The sequence below is a fragment of the candidate division TA06 bacterium genome (assembly GCA_016235665.1).
Lineage (GTDB): Bacteria > Edwardsbacteria > AC1 > AC1 > EtOH8 > UBA5202.
The window spans coordinates 57,439-76,217 of sequence record JACRJI010000003.1; the positions used below are offsets into that span (position 1 = coordinate 57,439).

The 18,779-nt window shown below is 55.7% G+C and carries 19 protein-coding genes; 6 read left to right on the forward strand and 13 right to left on the reverse strand.

The features are described 5' to 3' along the window. Nucleotides 1–11: 11 nt before the first annotated feature. From HZA73_00975 to HZA73_00990, 4 genes are all read right to left on the reverse strand, one after another. Nucleotides 12–494, reverse strand: a complete 483-nt coding sequence (locus HZA73_00975) for an NUDIX domain-containing protein (protein MBI5804597.1) — start codon at nt 492–494, stop codon at nt 12–14. A gap of 357 nt (nt 495–851) precedes the next feature. Next, entirely contained in the window at nt 852–1,409 is a 558-nt protein-coding gene (locus tag HZA73_00980) for a fumarate hydratase C-terminal domain-containing protein (GenBank protein MBI5804598.1), read from the reverse strand. Beyond that, a complete protein-coding gene (locus HZA73_00985; protein MBI5804599.1) occupies nt 1,409–2,254 on the reverse strand; it encodes a fumarate hydratase in 846 nt (281 codons plus the stop codon). Before HZA73_00985 ends, HZA73_00980 begins: the two co-directional genes overlap by 1 nt. Then, nucleotides 2,251–3,726, reverse strand: coding sequence for an NADP-dependent malic enzyme (locus tag HZA73_00990; protein ID MBI5804600.1), 1,476 nt, complete (start codon nt 3,724–3,726; stop codon nt 2,251–2,253). Before HZA73_00990 ends, HZA73_00985 begins: the two co-directional genes overlap by 4 nt. Before the next feature lie 210 nt (nt 3,727–3,936). Between HZA73_00990 and HZA73_00995 the strand changes: the two genes are divergently transcribed. From HZA73_00995 to HZA73_01020, 6 genes are read left to right on the forward strand one after another with little or no spacing between them, the layout of a single operon-like run. Beyond that, nucleotides 3,937–4,323, forward strand: coding sequence for a YigZ family protein (locus HZA73_00995; protein ID MBI5804601.1), 387 nt, complete (start codon nt 3,937–3,939; stop codon nt 4,321–4,323). Nucleotide 4,324: 1 nt separating this feature from the next. Beyond that, a complete protein-coding gene (locus HZA73_01000) occupies nt 4,325–5,731 on the forward strand; it encodes a hypothetical protein (protein ID MBI5804602.1) in 1,407 nt (468 codons plus the stop codon). A 5-nt stretch (nt 5,732–5,736) separates the two neighbouring features. After that, a complete protein-coding gene (locus HZA73_01005; GenBank protein MBI5804603.1) occupies nt 5,737–7,113 on the forward strand; it encodes a YchF/TatD family DNA exonuclease in 1,377 nt (458 codons plus the stop codon). Continuing rightward, nucleotides 7,113–7,949: a hypothetical protein gene (locus tag HZA73_01010; GenBank protein MBI5804604.1), complete on the forward strand. Its 837-nt coding sequence runs from the start codon at nt 7,113–7,115 to the stop codon at nt 7,947–7,949. Before HZA73_01005 ends, HZA73_01010 begins: the two co-directional genes overlap by 1 nt. Nucleotides 7,950–7,955: 6 nt before the next feature. Next, on the forward strand, nt 7,956–8,777 hold the full coding sequence (rsmA, locus tag HZA73_01015) for a ribosomal RNA small subunit methyltransferase A (GenBank protein ID MBI5804605.1): 822 nt from the start codon (nt 7,956–7,958) through the stop codon (nt 8,775–8,777). Then, complete coding sequence (locus HZA73_01020; GenBank protein MBI5804606.1) at nt 8,774–9,646, forward strand: decaprenyl-phosphate phosphoribosyltransferase; 873 nt, start codon at nt 8,774–8,776, stop codon at nt 9,644–9,646. The genes rsmA and HZA73_01020 overlap by 4 nt, the downstream gene beginning before the upstream one ends. A 78-nt stretch (nt 9,647–9,724) precedes the next feature. On the opposite strand, the gene rpsU is transcribed toward HZA73_01020, so the two are convergent. From rpsU to HZA73_01065, 9 genes are all read right to left on the reverse strand, one after another. Beyond that, the gene (gene rpsU / locus HZA73_01025; GenBank protein MBI5804607.1) at nt 9,725–9,895 is read right to left on the reverse strand and encodes a 30S ribosomal protein S21; all 171 of its coding nucleotides are present in this window, start codon (nt 9,893–9,895) and stop codon (nt 9,725–9,727) included. A 307-nt stretch (nt 9,896–10,202) separates the two neighbouring features. Further along, the gene (locus HZA73_01030) at nt 10,203–10,985 is read right to left on the reverse strand and encodes a M23 family metallopeptidase (GenBank protein ID MBI5804608.1); all 783 of its coding nucleotides are present in this window, start codon (nt 10,983–10,985) and stop codon (nt 10,203–10,205) included. A 76-nt stretch (nt 10,986–11,061) separates the two neighbouring features. After that, nucleotides 11,062–12,066 (reverse strand): M42 family metallopeptidase, encoded by a 1,005-nt coding sequence (locus HZA73_01035; protein ID MBI5804609.1) that lies wholly within the window; start codon nt 12,064–12,066, stop codon nt 11,062–11,064. 211 nt (nt 12,067–12,277) lie between these two features. Next, on the reverse strand, nt 12,278–13,312 hold the full coding sequence (locus HZA73_01040; GenBank protein ID MBI5804610.1) for a M42 family metallopeptidase: 1,035 nt from the start codon (nt 13,310–13,312) through the stop codon (nt 12,278–12,280). A 47-nt stretch (nt 13,313–13,359) separates the two neighbouring features. Continuing rightward, complete coding sequence (locus HZA73_01045) at nt 13,360–14,508, reverse strand: M42 family metallopeptidase (protein MBI5804611.1); 1,149 nt, start codon at nt 14,506–14,508, stop codon at nt 13,360–13,362. A gap of 10 nt (nt 14,509–14,518) precedes the next feature. Further along, on the reverse strand, nt 14,519–15,367 hold the full coding sequence (locus HZA73_01050) for a 4Fe-4S binding protein (protein MBI5804612.1): 849 nt from the start codon (nt 15,365–15,367) through the stop codon (nt 14,519–14,521). Between the two features lie 65 nt (nt 15,368–15,432). After that, nucleotides 15,433–15,651, reverse strand: a complete 219-nt coding sequence (locus HZA73_01055) for a hypothetical protein (GenBank protein ID MBI5804613.1) — start codon at nt 15,649–15,651, stop codon at nt 15,433–15,435. Nucleotides 15,652–15,748: 97 nt separating this feature from the next. Continuing rightward, on the reverse strand, nt 15,749–18,202 hold the full coding sequence (locus HZA73_01060) for an AMP-binding protein (GenBank protein MBI5804614.1): 2,454 nt from the start codon (nt 18,200–18,202) through the stop codon (nt 15,749–15,751). A 28-nt stretch (nt 18,203–18,230) separates the two neighbouring features. After that, the gene (locus HZA73_01065; GenBank protein MBI5804615.1) at nt 18,231–18,713 is read right to left on the reverse strand and encodes an adenosine-specific kinase; all 483 of its coding nucleotides are present in this window, start codon (nt 18,711–18,713) and stop codon (nt 18,231–18,233) included. Nucleotides 18,714–18,779 lie beyond the last annotated feature (66 nt).

Genomic DNA, 18,779 nt, shown 5'->3' on the forward strand with positions numbered 1-18,779 from the left:
TCTCTTAAGACCTATTTGACTATAAAACGACCATTATAATTTTTCAGGTCATTTAAAGTTTCTATATATGCTTCATGTGTATCCGGCAGATCGTCCAAACCAAAGAAGTCGCAGCTCAGGCTTTCATCATTTTCTCCGATCAGTTCACCACTCCATTCATCAACCCGAAAAACGATGACAAATATCTGCGTTTGGTCGCCATTGGGATAGGTAACAGAATATTTTGGTTCGGAATATACTGCAAACGGTTCGGCCGATTCAACATTCAGTCCGGTTTCTTCTTTGACTTCCCGTTTGAGCGCTTCTGTGACCGATTCTCCCAGCTCAACCGAACCTGCGGGCATACCCCACCTATTGGTGTCTTTCCTGTGGATCAGAAGAATCTTTCCTTCTTTATTCCTGACAACGGCCCTTACCCCGGCAACGATCAGCTTCTTACTACCTACCAGTTTTCTTAGTTGACCTATATAAGAATCGTTGAATGACTTTTCCATTATACCGTTTTTCATTTTGTTTTAGTTGACTATCTAACTACCTCAGGAACCACCGCTGAGTTCGAGGGCTATTCTGAACTCAACCCCGCTTCGTTTGTGAAATGCTTGCACGTCTCAGTGCATGCTTCGCTTCCCCTTCTCTTACTCCAAGATAGCCCTAATTTATCCAAGAGAAGGGGACAGAGGGGATGAGTTGGGGAAGATGTTTTTTCAATCATCATACTGCTACTCTATACAAATAGGTACTCAAAATACATGATTTTCCTGAACAAGATAGATAGTCGATTTTCGCAGATCATATCGATAAGTATCTGCGGGCATCAACAATGATCAGCGGGAATCTGCGTTCCGGCTAGTTTATAGTTTTCTAAATTTCTTCGGCCCTTCTTCGTAAACATCCCGGCCCAGGCAGTCCACCGCCACTACCGCCGGAAGATCTTTCACTGTCAGCTTTAGCACGGCCTCCGGGCCCAGTTCGGCAAACAGGACTGTTTCCGCCCTGACCACCGTTTGGGCCAGCAAGGCCGCCGCGCCGCCGGTGGCGGCAAAATACACCGCTTTGTTCTTCTTGATGGCTTCGATCACTTCCGGACTGCGCCGCCCCTTGCCGATCATGGCCTTCAGCCCGGCCTTAGCCAAAAGCAAGGGAGTGTAGGCATCCATCCTTCCGCTGGTGGTGGGCCCGATGCTGCCGATCACCTTTCCCCTGGGGGCCGGGACCGGCCCGGCGTAGAACAAGGTCTGGCCCTTAAGATCTACCGGAAGCTTACGGCCCATGGCTAACAGCTTATGGAACCTTTGGTGCACCGCATCCCTGGCCGTGAACAGTTCGCCCGAGATCAGCACCCGGTCGCCGCTTTTAAGCCGGCTGACCTCGTCCCCGCCCAGCGGGAGGGATATTCTTTTCGCCTTCATCACAATACCACCGTCTGGTGCCTGTGCGCATGGCAGTTGATGTTCACCGCCACCGGCAGGCTGGACATGTGGCAGGGCTCGTGCTCTATGTGCACGCCCAAACAAGAAACGGTCCCGCCCAGCCCCTGCGGCCCCAGGCCGGAAGAATTGATCGCTTTCAGGATCTTCTTTTCCAGTTGGTCGTATCTTTTGTCCGGGTTGGCTTTTCCCACCGGCCACATCAACGCTTTTTTGGCCAGCAGCGCACAGCGCTCAAAATTCCCGCCGATCCCCACTCCCACCACCGTCGGGGGACAGGGGTTGGCCCCGGCCTGGATCACGGTCTCGGACACAAAGGAGAGAATGCCTTGTTCGCCGTCCGAAGGTTTTAGCATGGCCAGCCGGCTGGTGTTCTCGGCCCCGCCGCCCTTGGGCATATAATTTATCTCCAGCCTGCCGCCGGGAACCTGCTCTATGTGGATGATGGCCGGAACATTGTTGCCCGTGTTCCTGCGGGCAAAGACCGGATCGTTAACGCAGGAGGCGCGAAGAAAACCAAGGCGGCAGGCGTTGGCCACACCTTTGTTTATTGCGTCATGGAGCGGGCCGCCTTTTATCTCCACATCCTTTCCCTGTTTTACGAAAAACACCGCCAGTCCCGTGTCCTGGCAGACCGGCATCTTTTGGGTTTTGGCAATTTTGGCATTCAAAAGACATTGTTCCAGGATGTCCCGGCCCAGCGGTGACTTTTCTATTTTCAGAGCTTTGTCCAAAGCCTTTTCGGTGTCCTTAGGCAGAACGCCGTTGGCCACCCGGCACATCTTCTCCACCGCAGTTGCGATGGTGTCGCATCCTATGGCCCTCATTTTGCCCCTCCGGCCCGGACCCGGGCCACCGCCTTCTCCAGGGCCTTTTCCAGCAGTTCCATCGGCGGCTTCTTGATGAACCCGTGGTCCATCAGGCCGTGGATTACCGCCCGGGCCTCGCTGATATCCTGCCGGGCCTTGTTGTACACTTCGGCTTTGGTCAAAGGGCTGCGGGCCACTCCGTCTTTGACCGCCTGGGCGGCTACCTCGGCGGCCACCTTGGGGAACATCTCCCATTCTTCCATGGAGGAGACTATGCGCTCCGGCCTAAGACCTGAGTCTTCAGCGAATTCCGCTATGGCGCGGGCGGCAACGATGGCCATGTTGTCGGTGATATTGGAGGCCCTGGCCAGCAGTGCGCCTTTGAGGATGCCGGGAAAGCCCAGGGAATTGTTGACCTGGTTGGGGAAATCGCCTCTGCCTGTAGCTACGATGAAAGCCCCGGCCGCCAGGGCTTCGCTGGGATAGATCTCCGGCACCGGGTTGGCGCAGGCAAAGACGATAGATCTTGGGGCCATCCCCGCTATCCATTCGGGCTTGATCACACCCGGCCCGGACTTTGAAAGCGAGATCAGGACATCCGCCCCCTTTAAGGCATTTTCAACCTTTATATCATTTACAACCTTTGACCGTTGGCAGATCTCCCATTGCTGGTAGTATCTGGTGTCGTTCCTGATATCCTGCCGGTGCAGGCCCAGTGAGCCGTCAATGTCAAACATCACGCAGTTATCCGGCTTCCCTCCGGCGGCCATCACCAGCTGGAAGATGGTGGTGTTGGCGGCTCCGGCCCCGTAAAATACTATTTTGACATCCGAAAGTTCCTTGCCGGCCAGCTTCAGGGCGTTGATCAGCCCGGCCAGGGTCACGCAGCCGGTACCTTGGGCGTCGTCGTGCCAAACCGGGATGCCGCATTCCTCGCGCAGGGTGTCCAGCACCTGATAGCAGTTGGGCTGGGAGATGTCCTCCAGGTTGACCGCCCCGAAACTGGGCTGAGCCATCTTTACAAAATCGATGATCTTCTGGGCATCGGGCTTACCGTTTTGATCCCGGCTGTCCATGCACAAAGCCACCGCGTCCACCCCGCCCAGGTACTTCATCAGAAAAGCCTTGCCTTCCATCACCCCCAAGCCGCCGGCCGGGCCGCAGTCGCCGTCGCCCAGCACCCGGGTGGAATCCGAGACCACCGCCACCAGGTTGCCCCGGTTGGAAAGGTCAAAGGAGGCCTGCTGGTCGTCCCGGATGGCGGTGGAGACGCCGGAGACCCCGGGCGTGTACCAGAGGTTGAACCAGTTGTTCCCGTATAGCCCGGCCTTGGGCAGGGTCATCATCTTCCCACCGTAATGCCGGTGCAGGCTTAATGAAAGCTCCTTCAGGAACAGGGTCTTGGCGGAATTCACCTGATCCGGGGTGAGATCCCGGGGGAAAAGTTCATCTATGTTCTTAAGTTCAATGTCCATATTTCGATGCCGCATCTGCCTTTTATTTTGGGCCGGTATACGTTAAAATCATTTCGTTGTTTTCGCGTGTTTCGCGGGCAGGGATTTAATAATTAAAGCACAAACCACGGGCTTTGTAAAGAGGAAATCTTTTGTTGACCGCACCGGCGATCCGGCTGTAAATTTCAATTGACAGCCCTTGCGTTTACGTGGTATGCTTTTGGTTCAAATTGAAAAACGACCGCCGTGGAACAAGCTTTTAATCAAATAAACCCCTTTGTGGTGGACCGCAAGTCCAAATACGCCGTCACCTCTTTTCCGGTGACTTCGGAGGAAGATTTCAAGGAAAAGCTCAAACTGCTTTTGAAGGACAAGAAATTCCGCAGCGCCGACCACAACATCGCGGCTTACCGCATCCTAAGCCCGGAGGGCAGACTGCTGGAATACAAGAACGACGGCTACAATTCTCCGTCAAAAGAAACCGGGGCCGGGGTGATGATGCTGGAGATCATGCGCCAGAAAAAGGCCGAGAACCTCTGCATCGTGGTCACCCGCTGGTACGGGGGGATCCACCTGGGGGCCGACCGGTTCAAGCACGTCCGGGAGGCAACCATTAAAATACTGGAAGGTTAAAATGAAGAAGTTCTTCCTCGCTTTTTCCCTTATGGTGGCCCCGGCCCTGGCCCTGGGCCAGACCATGGAGACGCCGGTTTCGTTTGATTCCAATGGCAAGATCCTGGAATGGACCCGGAAGCTGGAATCTCAGGCCGGCCTTTTCCCCGAGGTGGCAGATTTTAAAAGCGCCGTACTGTGGAAAGCGGATACGCTCTATACTCTGGAGATTACCGCCGGACTGGGAAGAATGCGAAAACCCCTCCCCAAAAGCGGCTATGACACACTGAAATTAAAAGTCGATAACTTTCTTAGTGCTTCCGGAGGTTCGCTGGCTTTAAATCAGGAAGGGCGCGGAGCCTACCTCCTGTGGCAGATCCCGCTTTCCCTGGGCTGGTACGGTCCGGCGGTATTGGGAATAATTCAGCCCGAAGAAGCCACCACCGGAGCGGGATTATATCTGGCCAGCGCTTCGGCCTCGTATTTTATACCTTTTATTATAACCAACAATAAACAGGTCACCTCCGGACAGGAACATTTATCCATCGCAGGCGGTTTTCGCGGAATAACAGCTGGCGTGGCCATCTCGAATCTGCTGAACATGGAGGATTCCAAGGGCTATTTTGCAACCATGCTGGCTACCAGCATCTCCGGCCAGATCGCAGGCTATCATTACGGAAAATATTTTACCAAACCCCAGGCCCGGATGATAAGCAATTATGCCACTTTCGGCATGATAGAGTTGCCGTTGGCTTCGATATTGCTCAAAACTGAATACGAGACAGGCGAATCGTTTTTAAGGGTCCAGTCTGCCTATCTCTTGGCTGGCATGGCCGGTGGTGCCTATCTGGGTTACAAGCTGGCCTACCGTAAAAACTACTCCGACGGCCATCCAACCATCATCGCCTCAGCCGGATGGACCGGGTTAGTGGCTGGTTATGGAACATATTTATTTTTCAAGAGTCCTTACAAACACACTACCTTCATAAGCCCCTATGGAGATACATACTCTAGTTCTTCGTTTGAGTTAAAGGCATCCGATATCCGTACCGCAACCTTTATAGCCCTGACCACTAGCGCTTCAGGCCTTTATCTGGCCCACAAATACACCAACGGCTACACTTTTTCCCGCGGCGACGGTTTTATCGTTATGGGCAGCACCGCCGCCGGTGGTCTGTTGGGTTGCGGGTTGGGATTTTTGATCCATCCCTCCAGCGACAGTGAAAGCAATGAGATATTTCAATCTGTTTCCGGCTTGTCTTCTTTGGGAATGATCGCAGGTTTTACGTTGGGACTTTATTCTGTCCGCAACCAAAATCATAAAAATTTGGGCAACCTGGACATCAACTTCGACGGGATACCGCTGGGCCTGGCTTTGGCCGCCGGCAAAACAAAAACGAAGATTCCCTGGATAACCGGAAGCTTTTGAACGTTATGTCTAAAAATACCCTCATCGACACCCACGCCCACCTGAACAACAAGGACTTCAACGGCGACCTGAGCCAGGTAATAGACCGGGCTAAGGCTGCCGGGGTGGAATATATCATCAACATCGGCTATGACCTCCGGTCCAGCCACCGGGCGGTGGAGCTGGCTGAGAAGTACGACTGCTGCTACGCCGCGGTGGGCGTGCATCCCCACGATGCCAAGACCCTTGACCAGGAAGTGTTCCAGCACCTGGGCGAGCTGGCCAAGAACCCCAAAGTGGTGGCCGTCGGCGAGATGGGCCTGGATTTCCATAGGAACCTGTCGCCCCGGGACATTCAGATAGAGGCCTTCAAAAAACAGCTGGCCTGGGCGGAAACCCTGAACCTGCCGGTGGTGGTCCACGACCGGGAGGCGCATCCGGAGACCATGGACATCCTGAAAGACCATCCGGAACTGAAGGTGGTGCTCCATTGTTTTGCCGGCGATGCGGAGATGACCAAAGAGGCCAAACGGCGGGGATACCTGCTATCTATAGGCGGGCCGGTGACCTTCAAGAATTCCAAGCATCTGCCGGAAGTACTGAGAACATTGGGTCTGGAAGGATTGATGCTGGAGACCGACTGCCCCTACCTGGGCCCGGAACCGCACCGGGGAGCCCGCAACGAGCCGGCCTACCTGCCCCTGATAGCCCGAAAAGTCTCGGAACTGCTCGATCCCCTCACCTACGATGACGTCTGCAGGGTGACCACGGTCAACGCCAAGAAATTCTTCAACATCGGAAAGATCGACCCCGCCAAGATCGCCTACCAGATCCGGGACTCCCTCTATCTCAACATCACCAACCGCTGCACCAACGCCTGCGTGTTCTGCATCCGCCAGAAGACGGACTTCATCAAGGGGCACAACTTAAGACTAGGACGGGAGCCCGACCTCCAGGAAGTGGTGGGCGCCATAGGCGACCCCTCCAGATACAAGGAAGTGGTGTTCTGCGGCTACGGCGAGCCGCTTTTAAGGCTGGACCTGGTCAAGCAGGTTGCCGGCTGGCTCAAGGAGCGGAAGGCCTGGGTCCGCATCAACACCAACGGCCAGGGCAGCCTGATAGCCGGGCGCAACATCGTGCCGGAGCTTAAAGGCCTGGTGGACGAGGTCTCCATCAGCCTCAACGTCCACGACAGCGAGACCTACGACAGGATCTGCCCCAGCCGCTTCGGCAGCGCCGCCTACCAAGCGGTCAAGGATTTTGCGGTGGAGTGCCGCAAGGCCGGCATCAAGACCACAGTCACTGTCATGGACATGCCGGGGGTGGACATAGAAGCCTGTAAGACAATTGTCAAGGAGCTTGGTGTTGGCATCCGGATCAGACATTACGACGTAGTGGGGTGATGCGGCGCTTTCTTTTGATAACCGGGTATTTGCTGCTGCTGGCCTTCGGCCTGCTGGTTGTGATCCGGGGCTACCAGGAAGTGATGCTGATCCCGGCCCTGCTGGGATTGGTCCTGGTGGTTGCCCTGATATTGCTGGCCATTTTCAGGCACACCCTCTACAAATCGTGGAAAGACCCCAAGACCGGGGCGGCCCTGGGCTTCGTCAGGTATTTTCTCGGCCGCATCGGATGGAAGAACCTGCTGTATGCCCTGCCTTATCTCGTCTTCTGCCTGGGGTTTCTTTATGTCTTCAGGGGTTTAAGGCTTCAGCCGCCCGGGCCGCTGTCGCTTCAGGCCGGCAAGATACTGCTCCCCTGGTATCTCAGCGAGATCTTTGCCCTGTTCTTCTCTCCGTTCATAGTTTGGATCTTTTTGCGGGACGATGACACCCCGCGTTGGCAGCGCATAGTTTCCATCCCCGTCATGCTGCTGATATTCGGCGGCTTTATGTTCTTCGTCAAGATCATGCAGTTGGTATGGGTCTTTGTGCTGCTGAAGTGCGCCCATTTGTATTTTCAGCGGCCCACCGTCAGGGAGCACATGATGGGATGCCTCCAAAGCATTTTGAACGCCGGGTTCTGGCTGGTGCTGGGTCTGATCTTTCTTAACCGCCCCGATTACACCATGGGCCTGATGGAATACCAGCCCCGCGAGGTCCGGGTCATGGGCTCTTCGATGCTTTTCGGCTGCTTTTATTTCGGGATACTGGGGATCTCGGAGATCTTCTACCGGCCTTTTATTTTTGCGGTCTACTACTATCGTCCGGTCCCGCCGGAAAAAGCACAAATTGTTTGATCGTTTATGAGCCCTGCCCCCTTAAAAAAATACGGCCAGCATTTTTTGATCTCGCCGGCGGCAGTTCAGAAGATAATAGACGCCGCCGCCCTGAGCCCCAAGGACGCAGTGCTGGAGATCGGCCCGGGCCGGGGGGTATTGACCGGCCTGCTGGCGGCCAAGGCCTCCTCGGTGCTGGCGGTGGAAGTGGATACCAGATTGTCCGAAGAATTGAAAAGAGAGCTTTCTTCCTGCCAGAACCTTACGATCCTGAACAAGGATTTTTTGAAGCTGGACCTGCCGCAAATACTGGATGATCAAGGCATAAAAAAATTCAAAGTGGTGGCCAATCTGCCCTATTACATCACCACCCCCATCCTGGAACGCTTGTTTTTGGTCCGGGACCGGATCGAAAGCATTGTGGTGATGGTCCAGCGCGAGATGGCCGACCGGATGGCGGCCCGGCCCGGCACCGACTTCGGATCCTTTTCCGTCTTTGTGCAATATCACGTCAAAGTGGACAAGCTGTTCGAAGTGCCGCCCGTCGCCTTCTTTCCCCCGCCCAAGGTGACGTCTACGGTCATCCGGCTGACCCCGCACCAGCATCCTCTGGTAAAAGTAAGGGACGAAGAAGCTTTCTTCAAATTCGTCCAAAAAACATTTTCCCAGCGCCGCAAGATGCTGCGGGCCATTTTCCGCCAGGCCTTTAAGATCGGGGACTCCGGCCTGGAACCCCTGGCCGCCAAGAGCGGGATCGACCTAAGCCGCCGCCCCCAGACTGTTTCCCTGTCCGAATTTGCCAGACTGTATGAATGTTTTGAAGAAAACATAAAGGAGATCCAGGCATGAGCCCCAAGATCCTATTAAGCGCTCTGCGCCCCAAACAATGGACCAAAAACCTGGTGCTTTTCGCCGGGCTGATCTTCTCCCAGAACCTGGGCCACCCGGTGATGCTGGCCAAGACCTTGGCTTCATTTGCCTTGTTCTGCCTGCTTTCCGGCTCGGTCTATATTTTCAACGACCTGGCCGACATTGAACGCGACCGTCTGCATCCGAAAAAAAAACTGCGGCCCGTGGCCAGCGGCGCCCTGTCCGCCAAAACGGCATTGCTGCTGGGATTGGGGCTTGGTTTTTTCTCTCTGGCCGCTTCTTTTTACGTTAATTTTCTTTTCGGGCTGTCGGCCCTGGCTTATTTTGTCCTGATGCTGCTTTACAGCTTCGTTTTGAAAAAACTGGTGATCATAGACGTCTTCGTGATCGCCGCCGGATTCGTGCTGCGAGCGGTGGCCGGAGCCGAGGCCATAGCGGTGCCTATCTCGGAATGGCTGCTGATCTGCGTGATCCTGCTGGCCTTGTTCCTGGCCCTGGCCAAAAGGCGGCAGGAACAGGTTCATTTGACCTCCGAGGCTCCCGGCCACCGGACGGTCTTGACCGAGTATCCCCAAAAATTTTTGGACCAGATGATCTCCGTGGTCACCGCCGCCGCCGTGGTCTGCTACAGCCTTTACACCTTGTCCCCCGAGACCACTGCCAAGTTCGGCAACAGCAACCTAAAATACACCATTCCCTTTGTGCTTTACGGGATCTTCCGGTACCTTTACCTGATCTACCGGAAAGAAGAGGGCCAAAGCCCGGAGCTGGCGCTGTTGACCGATGCCTGGCTGTTGGGAGACCTGGTGCTTTATGTGATTACCGTCTGGCTGGCTATATACTTGTAACCTTTGCCTGGACCGGGACCAAAGAGAAAACGGCGTCTTAGCAACTAAGACGCCGTTTTTATATTGTTTTGGTGATCCCTACATTCCAAATCTGGCTTTGCGGCTTCTGGCCTTGGCCGATTTGACTTTTTTCCTGACGCTGGGCTTGCTGAAGAACTCACCCTTGCGCATATCGGCAAGCAAACCTTCTTTAATGCACTTGCGTTTGAAGATTCTTAATGCCTTTTCAAAGGAATCACTGTCGCGAATGGTAACCTTCGTATTAAATCACCTCCGATTTCTGAAATAAAAACACCGCCACTATTTATTTAAGCGGAGTTCTTCAATATTAAGGACTTAAGTATATATCTTTTTTTATCTTTTGTCAAGAATTATTTTTTCGGGCCCGCCAGTCGACGCCAATCAAAAAACAATCGTAACTCGTTTACATATAAAAGATTGACAAATAAAACCGTCTTTTTCGCGAAAGACGGTTTACGTATCTCATTGATAACTAAGATATTACTGGCCACCAACATTGACCGGGACTGATTAACATTGAGTTTTGCAGGGCTATCTATTTGTTTACCAAATAGTTAGCCGGATCTACCGTTTGTCCGTTAAGGTGAACCTCATAATGCAGATGGGGACCCGAACTTTGTCCGGTTGTTCCCACCAAAGCTATTACCTGGCCCTGTTTTACCGTGTCTCCCACCTTGATCAGAAGTTTGGCATTATGCCCGTAAAGGGTGGTTAATTTATCACTGTGCTTGATCTCAATTTTATTGCCGAAATAGTTGTCCCAGCCGGCAAAAGATACCTCCCCGTCGGCCGCAGCCCACACCGGATCGCCCTCGCGGGCGGCGATGTCCACTCCGGTGTGGCCCGGCGTCATACCGGCGGAGATCCATCCCTTGCAGGGCATGATGGCCGGCACGTTGCTGCGCCGGGATTCCGCCGGAAGGACAGCCATGGGCTGCCCGGCTGCGGCCGTATCCCCGGCGGCCGGAACATGGGCGGTGATCTGTTCCAAATTAAGGGTGTCGGGCTGGCGGGGAACGCCCAGCATCACATTCAGCTTGTTTTCCACCGCCTTAAGCCGGTATATCTCGGCGTTCAGCTCGCTCAACTTCCCGAATTGGGTCTCCATCTCCTCTTGGCGTTTCTTCATCAATTCGTACTGCCCGGCCCGCCAGTAAATATGGCCATAATTGACCACCAAAAGGACCGCGCCCAGCAAAAGAACCGCACCCAAAATACCCAGCCAGCGCAGAGCGGTATAGGAGAACTCCAGCTCCTTCTGGGTGCCTTTGTGGTGCGGAACTATGAATATGGAAACGTATCTTTCCCGTTTTTTCATAAATACCGGATCCTGCCCGCGAAATGTCACGAAAGATCACAATAAGGTTTTTCGCGTTTTTAGCGGGGAAGGTGTCCTAAAAGCCTTTTTGTTTTAGATCCAGCATCAGCAGTTTCACCAGCAGGTCCACCGAAGCTTTGACGTCCAACATGTCCACCATCTCCGAGGCCGAGTGGGCATAGCGGGTGGGAACCGAGATCACGCCGGTGGGGATCCCGGACTTGGTCTTGTAGATGGCGGCGCCGTCGGTGGTCCCGCCCTCCAGGATGTCCAGCTGGTAGGGGATCTTGTTGGCCTTGGCGGTCTCGATCATCAGTTTTTTCACCGCCGGGTGGGCCAGCAGTCCGGCGTCCTTGACCTTGATGGCCGCGCCGCCGCCCAGGACGGAGGGCAGTTTGGGCTTTTCGTCCGGGGTGTCAAAGGCTCCGGTGATGTCCACGGCTATCCCCAGGTCCGGGGAGACCCCGAAGGCGGCGGTGGTGGCCCCGCGCAGGCCCACCTCCTCCTGGGTGGTAAAGACGAAGTAGACCTCGTTGGGGGAGTTCTTCAGTTTCTTCATGGCTTCGATCATGATGGCGCAGCCGATCCGGTCGTCCATGGACTTGGCGATGGCCCGGTTGCCCAAAAAGGTGCAGCAGCGGTGGAATCCGGCCACGTCGCCCACCGCCACCTTGGCCTCGGCCTCGCGCTTGGTGGAGGCGCCGATGTCGATGTAAAGCTTGTCCATCCGCTTGGCGTCGCTGGGGGTCTCGGCCCGCTCCTCGTTGATGGTGCCCACCGTGCCGTTGGCGAAGATCACCCGCTGGGCCAGCACGTTGTGCAGGTAGATGCCGCCAATGTTGGAGACCCGCAAAAAGCCCTGTTTGTCGATGTGGGTGACGATGAAGCCGATCTCATCCATGTGGGCGGCCACCATTACTTTGCGGCCCTTGCCCTTTTTCACGGCGATCAGGTTGCCCAGCACGTCGGTCTTCACCTCGTTGGCCAGGCCCTTGATCTCCTTTTTGATCTGTTCCCTAATGAGCTCCTCGTTGCCCGAAGGGCCGTAGGTCTCGGTCAGCCGCTTGATCAGGTCTTTCATCGAACTTTTCCTTTATAGTAAATTTTATTATTAAACTTGTTTCGTGCTACGTTCTCAGAAGCCTCAGATTGGCTAGAGCTGTTATTTTACGAAACTTACCACAGAAACACTGAAGGCCGGAAAACACGGAATTATAACAACTGGTTTTCTCTGTTCAATATTTCTTTCATGATTTCTGTGTTTCCGTGGTAAATGTGCCTTTCTGGTACGTCTACCGCAGCTTCTTGAATGTCTCTTCCATCAGCTTCATCCCGGCGGTCACGTCCCGCTTGCTGATCAGACAGACCGGCGAATGAATGTAGCGCGAGGGTATGGCCAGCACCACCGTCCTGACGCCCTCCTTGGTCATGTGGATCCGTCCGGCGTCGGTGCCGCCGGTGCCGGGCCGCTTGATCTGGACCGGGATCCTATTGGCCTTGGCGGTGTCGGTCAAAAGCTTGATCAGCCCCTTGTCGCAGAATACGGTCCGGTCCATCACCGTGATCACCGGGCCCTTGCCCAAAGCCGGGACCCGGCTGATGTCCTTCTCATTGGGCTGCGGGAAATCACCGGCCGGGGTCCCTTCCAGGATGAAGGCCATGTCCGGCAGGTGGCGGTAGGCCGCCACCCGGCCGCCCCGCAGTCCCACCTCTTCCTGGGTGGTAAAGGCGGCGTAAAGGTCAAAGCTGTAACGATTCTTCAGCAGTTCTATCATCATGTAGCAGCCGATCCTGTCGTCAAAGGCCTTGGCCTTGATCAGGCTGCCCCAGTCCTCGCAGGGGGTGTCGAACATCACGTAGTCGCCCGGGTTGACGCTGCGCTGGGCCTCTTCCTGGCTGGAAGCCCCGATGTCAATGAACATTTCCTCGTGGCTGGAGACCTTTTTGTGCTCGCCCTTGCGGTACAGCAGGTGGATGGGCCGCACCCCGATCACTCCCGGGATCCGGTCCCTGCCGATCAGCACCCGCTTGGCCAGCAGCACCCGGTCGTCTATCCCGCCCACCTTGTCGAACTTCAGGTAGCCGGATTTGTCGATGGAGGTCACCATCAGCCCCACTTCGTCCATGTGGCCGGCGATCATCACCTTCAAGGCTTTGCCCTTGGAGCTCTTGGCTTTTTTTAAGGCGATCAGGTTGCCCATGGCATCCACCCGGATGTCGTCCACGTTCTTCTCGATCTGCTTCCGGATGATCTGGCGCACCTGGTTCTCGTTGCCGCTGACGCCCCAGGCGTTGGTCAGTTGTTCTATCAGTTTAAGGTCTATCATTGTTTCCTTAATTTTGCAATTTCAAATTTTCAATTTGCAATCGTTATTCAGTCTTCGTCCTTCCACTCCAGCTTGATATCATCCAACTCGGCAATAAACCGGGCCAGCAGCCGGGCCGAGCGCTCCACGTCCAATGCCGCCAGGGTCTCCACCGGGGTGTGCATATAGCGCAGCGGCAGGCCGATCAGGCCGGTGGGTATCCCCTCACGCGAGATCTGGATGTCCATGGCATCGGTGCCGGTGACCCCGGCCACCGGATCCAGCTGATAGGGGATCTCTTCGGTCTTGGCCACTTCCTTCAGCTTGTCCACCACCGCCGGGTGCAGGTTGGGCCCCATGGAAATGGTTGGCCCCTTGCCCAGGGGGGCGGTCTCTGTCTCGGAGGCCGCCGGCATGTCGGCGTGGGTCACGTCAATGGCGATGCCGATGTCGGGATTGGCGTTATAGCAGGAGGTCAGGGCGCCCAGGCAGCCCCAGCCCGCCTCTTCCTGCACCGTGGTCACCGCGTAAACGTCCCAGCTGTGGCGCATTTTTTTAAGCAGTTCCAGGGTCTTCACCATCACCGCTATGCAGGCCCGGTCGTCCATGGCCTTGCCGGCGGCCCGGTCGTTCCTCAGGTTGATGAACGGCATCCGCATGGTCACCACATCGCCCACCGAGATCTTGGCCCGGACCTCCTTTTCCTCCATCCCCAGGTCGATATACAGGTCGGCCAGGGCTATCACCTGATGGCTTTCCTCGGGAGTCTGAAAGTGCGGCGGCTTGGCCCCGATGATCCCGGGAAAGACCTTGTCGGTGCCCGGCCCCAGCCGGCCCACCGGGTGGACCACCACTTCCTGGCTTAACAGGACTCTGATGTCAAACCCGCCGATCTCGGTAAAGCGCAGAAAACCGCCCTCCTCGATCCTGGTCACCAAAAGACCGATCTCGTCCAGGTGGGCGGCCAAAAGTATCTTTTTGCCGGAAGCTTTTGGACCCGAGCCCTTCTTGAAGGCGGCCACGCTGCCCATCTTGTCGGTCTTCACTTGGTCGGCAAAAGGCTTCAGTTCGGCCAGGGCTGCCTTGGCCGCCCGGGTTTCGTAGCCCGAGGGACCCGAGACCTGGGTCAGTCTTTTAACCAGCTCCAGCGTGGGATTTGGCTTGGGGGCTTCGGCTGTTTTGTTATTGGTTGTGGGACCCTTTGTTTTTAAAGACATTAAACCGCTCCTAAGGTTTGGGGTTTTTCTGCCGGTGAAATAATTTTGACAAAAATTGATGGAGGTACTCTCCGGTCAGCAATTTGAAGGGGGCCCAGTTGTTGCTGTAAGCCCCTTCGGGACAGATGCGCTCGCAATGGTAGCAGGCGATGCAGTCCTCCTCCCTGAATGCCGGATACGGATCCAGGCTGATGACATTGACCGGGCAATTTTCGGCGCACAGGCCGCATTTGGTGCAGAGTTCTTTTTTCAGGTTCTTCCGGGGCAGCAGTCCCGTTCTCATGTGCCGCAATAAAGCGCGGTGGCTGAACATTCCGGCCACGGCCCGGTTCAAAAAACTGCCGGACGGGGAGCAGTTGCTGGTTTTTGGATCCTGGACAAATTGCCGGGCCTTGTTCAGGACGCTCTCGGCAAATATCTTTGCCCCTTCCAGGTCCTGCTGGTCGGGGTGCCCGGCCCCCGAGGCCGGGACCCTGGCGGCAAAAGGCGGATATGTATCATATCCCAAACACTGGTAAAAGTCAAGGGTCACAAAGCCATGCCGGGCCGCCAGGGCGCAGATCCTTTGGGATATTGCCCCCGGGGTTCCGCCGTGGGTCACGAAAAAGAAAAAGGGGCGGGGTTTACCCGAATGGTCCGGCAGTTCCTCCAGGAACTTCTGGACATTGTACGGCTCCCTGAAATAAAAGGCCGGGGCTCCTAGGCCTATCAGGTCATAGCGCTCCACCAGCAAAGGGTCGGCGTCCTCCAGCCGCACCAATGCGCAGGAGCCGGCCTGGGCCGCCAGGTCCTCCTGGATGGTCTCAGCCACCTGGCGGGTGTTCCCGGTCTGGGAGAAATATATGATACAGCAACGCATATTAACAGGGGGCAGATTATTGGAATTAGCTTTTTGTGGGCCGTTACGGTTCTTCTGTTCCCGGCTTACTTCCCCTTGACCAGTTCCTCGGCCCGGCTCAGCTGGTTGGGAAACAAATCTGCCGGTACCGTCCCCTTCCCCAGCGTCTTGAAAACAATGTAACGGGCGCAGGATTCAAAATCATCCTTGCAGTATTTATTCTTGTAGATCCCCGCCATAGACGGCATGTTGGCCATCTTGTCGTTAAAGAACGGACAGGCGGCTAGACATTCACAGTCCGGCATGGTAATGCTCCTTTTATATTTGTTTTATAAAGGATGCCCGCTTCGGCTGTAGACATGTTATTTGTTTTTGAAAGAACTGCTTTCCCTCCACCGGAGATCAAAGGTTCCCGGCTATGACCTCCCTGGTCTTGTCTGCGATCTGCTGGTAGTCCATCTCTCCGGGGTAGATCGGCGGAAGGAACTTCAGCGTTATCTTTCCGGACTTGGGAATCTTGCGGCCGATGGGAAACGCAGCATAAGCCCCGGAGACGGCCACCGGTACCACCGGCACCTGCAGTTCCTTGCTTAGGATGGCGAAGGTCTTCTTGAACTCCTGCAGGTTCCCGTCCCGGCTGCGGGCCCCCTCGGGGAAGATGGCCAGGTTCTTGCCGGCCCGGATGGCGGCGGCGGCCTGTTGCAGGGTCTTCTTCAAGTCGCGGTTGATGTCCATCACCAGCATGTTGCTGTGGCGGGCGGAGAACCTGGCAAAGGGGGTCTGAACATGCTTGCCGGCCGTCAGGAAATATGTGTTCTCCAGCACCTGGTTGGGCAGGAATATGGAAAGGAACAACCCGTCCAAAAAGCTCTGGTGGTTGGGCGCCAGAATGAACGGTGCCGGCGGCAGCCGGTCCTGCCCGATGCCACTGAGGCGGAAGTAAAGGCAGAACAGCGGCGTGGTAGCTATTTTCAGGAACCTGATCAAGCCTATGCTGGAGGGCAGTTCGAAATCCACCTTCTCCTGCAAGGTGCTGTGCCAGTCGGAGACCTCGGCGCTGCCTTGGGATCTCTTTTCGGCGATCACCCGGCTCAGCCCCTCCACCGTATGGTGGGCCACCGATTCCTCGTCCTCCAGCTTAAGCCCAAATGTTTTTTCCAAAAACAGGTCCAGTTCTATCTTGCCCAGCGAATCCAGCCCCAGGTCATACTCCAGATGCTGTTCGGGCCAGACCTTCTGGTCCAGGGCTTTCTCCAGATACTTTTTCAAGGCCCGGTATTCATCGGTATCCGGGTCGGGCTTGGCCTGGTGGGTCTCGGCCGTTTTCTGGTCCATCTGGGGCAGCAGGAATCTCTTGAGCTTGCCCAGCCGGGTCTTGGGCAGTTCGCTGGTGACCAGGGTAAAATGGTGGATCTTCTTGTAACTGGGGACCGTCAGGTTGAATTTGTCCAGCACCAGCCATTTGATGGTCTCGCGCAGGTTGACCACCTGCTCCTTCTTGACCGCCAGCAGGTCGGGGTGGATCACCGCCCCCAGTTTCTCGTCCTTGGGGTAGACCCCGATCTCCTTGATCAGCGGGGAGATGGACAGGATGCGGTTCTCGATCTCCTCGGGATTGATGTTCTTGCCGTTGGAGAGGACTATGATCTCCTTCTTGCGTCCGGTGATGTACAGCCGGTCCTTGCCATCCAGGTAGCCCTGGTCCCCGGTGTGCAGCCAGCCGTTTTTCAGGATGGCGGCAGTCTCCTCCGGCTTGTTGTAATAGCCCTTCATGATATTGCGGCCCCGGGCCAGCACCTCTCCGCCCTCGATCCTGACCTCCGTCTGGGTGGTTGGCGTTCCCGGCGAACCTATCTTCACCTGCCCCGGCCGGGTGAAGGTGATCATGGGGGCGGCCTCTGTCATGCCGAAACCTTCCAGTATCTCGAAGCCCATTGCGTAAAGATCTCCCCCCACCTGCTCGTCCAGCTTGGCCCCGCCCGAGACGAAGTAGGTGATGCTGCCGCCAAAGGCCTGCTGGGCTTTTTTGAACACCAGCCGGCTGAAGGCCAGTGATTTCAGGCTGCGGGAGATCTTCAGCAGTATTTTGGCGGCCGGGCTGGCGTTGATCTTGTCCACCAGCCCCTTGTGGAACAACCGGTAAAGCCGGGGCACTCCGATGACGATGGTGATCTTGTATTCTTTGAAGGCGTTCAGGATGTCCTCGGATGATATCTTTTCCAGGATCACCAAAGTGCCGCCGCAGGACAAGGGAGCCATGATGTTCCCCATCAGGGGAAAGATGTGGTGGAAGGGCAGGATGGCCAGCAGCCTGTCCCGGGCGGAATAGATCTTTGCCCCGTCCACCACCGCCTCGATGTTGGAGTGCAGGTTGTCGTGGGTCAGCATCACGCCCTTGGGACTGCCGGTGGTGCCGGAGGTGTAGATGATGATGGCGGTGTCGTGGACGTCGTAACTTACCGGCTCTTGGACCGGGGCTGACCCGGACTTGGGCGGTTCCTCGAAAATGGATATCTTGGGACGGTATCCGTCCTTCAGTTCAGAGACAGCGGCATTAAGGACATCTTTGGTTTTGGCGGAACAAAAAACTATCTCCGGGCGGCAGTCGTTAAGGATATAGCCCACCTCGTCGGCCGGGGACAGATAGTCGATGGGGACCGCGATCCCGCTTTTCTCCCAGACCGAGAACAGCGCATAGACCCACTCCGGGCGGTTCTCGGAAAAGATGGCCGCCCGCTCGCCTTTTTTCAACTGGTACCCGGCGGCAAGGGTTTTGACCGCGGCTATGGTTTGGGCGTAGGATATCTCCCGTCTCTGGTAGATCAGGGCTGTTTTATTGTAATCTTTGATGTACAAAAAATTTCCTCTTACAAATGCTTTGCGGTTATCTCTTGTATCCTATTTTTCGCAATAGTTCCTTCCGCCAGGTCCTGCCCGCTTCGTCCTCCACCCCCTTTGGGGAGGAGCCGTCTATCACGCCCATGATGCCCCGGCCCTGCTCGTTTTCGGCAACTATCACCTGGCAGGGGTTGGCGGTGGCGCAGAAGATGCGGCAGACCTCGGGGCAGTTTTTGACCGCGTTGAGGACGTTGATGGGGTAGGCGTTCTTCAGGAAGATGATGAAGCTGTGTCCGGCCCCGATGGTCTTGGCGTTGTCGACCGCCAGTTTTACCATCTCTTCGTCTGTGCCCTCGGACCTGATCAGGCAGGCTCCGGAGGCCTCGCAGAAGGCCAGCCCGAACTTAATGCCCGGCACGGCCGAGACCAGTATCTCGTAAAGGTCTTCCACCGTCTTGATGAAGTGGGTCTGCCCCAGGATGAAGTTAACCTCCTCGGGCTTGGTGATGGAAATTTGTGTTATATTCATAAAATATCTCTTGACAAGAAGTGGTCATTAGGTGTATTATCATAGTATATATACTATGATAATACA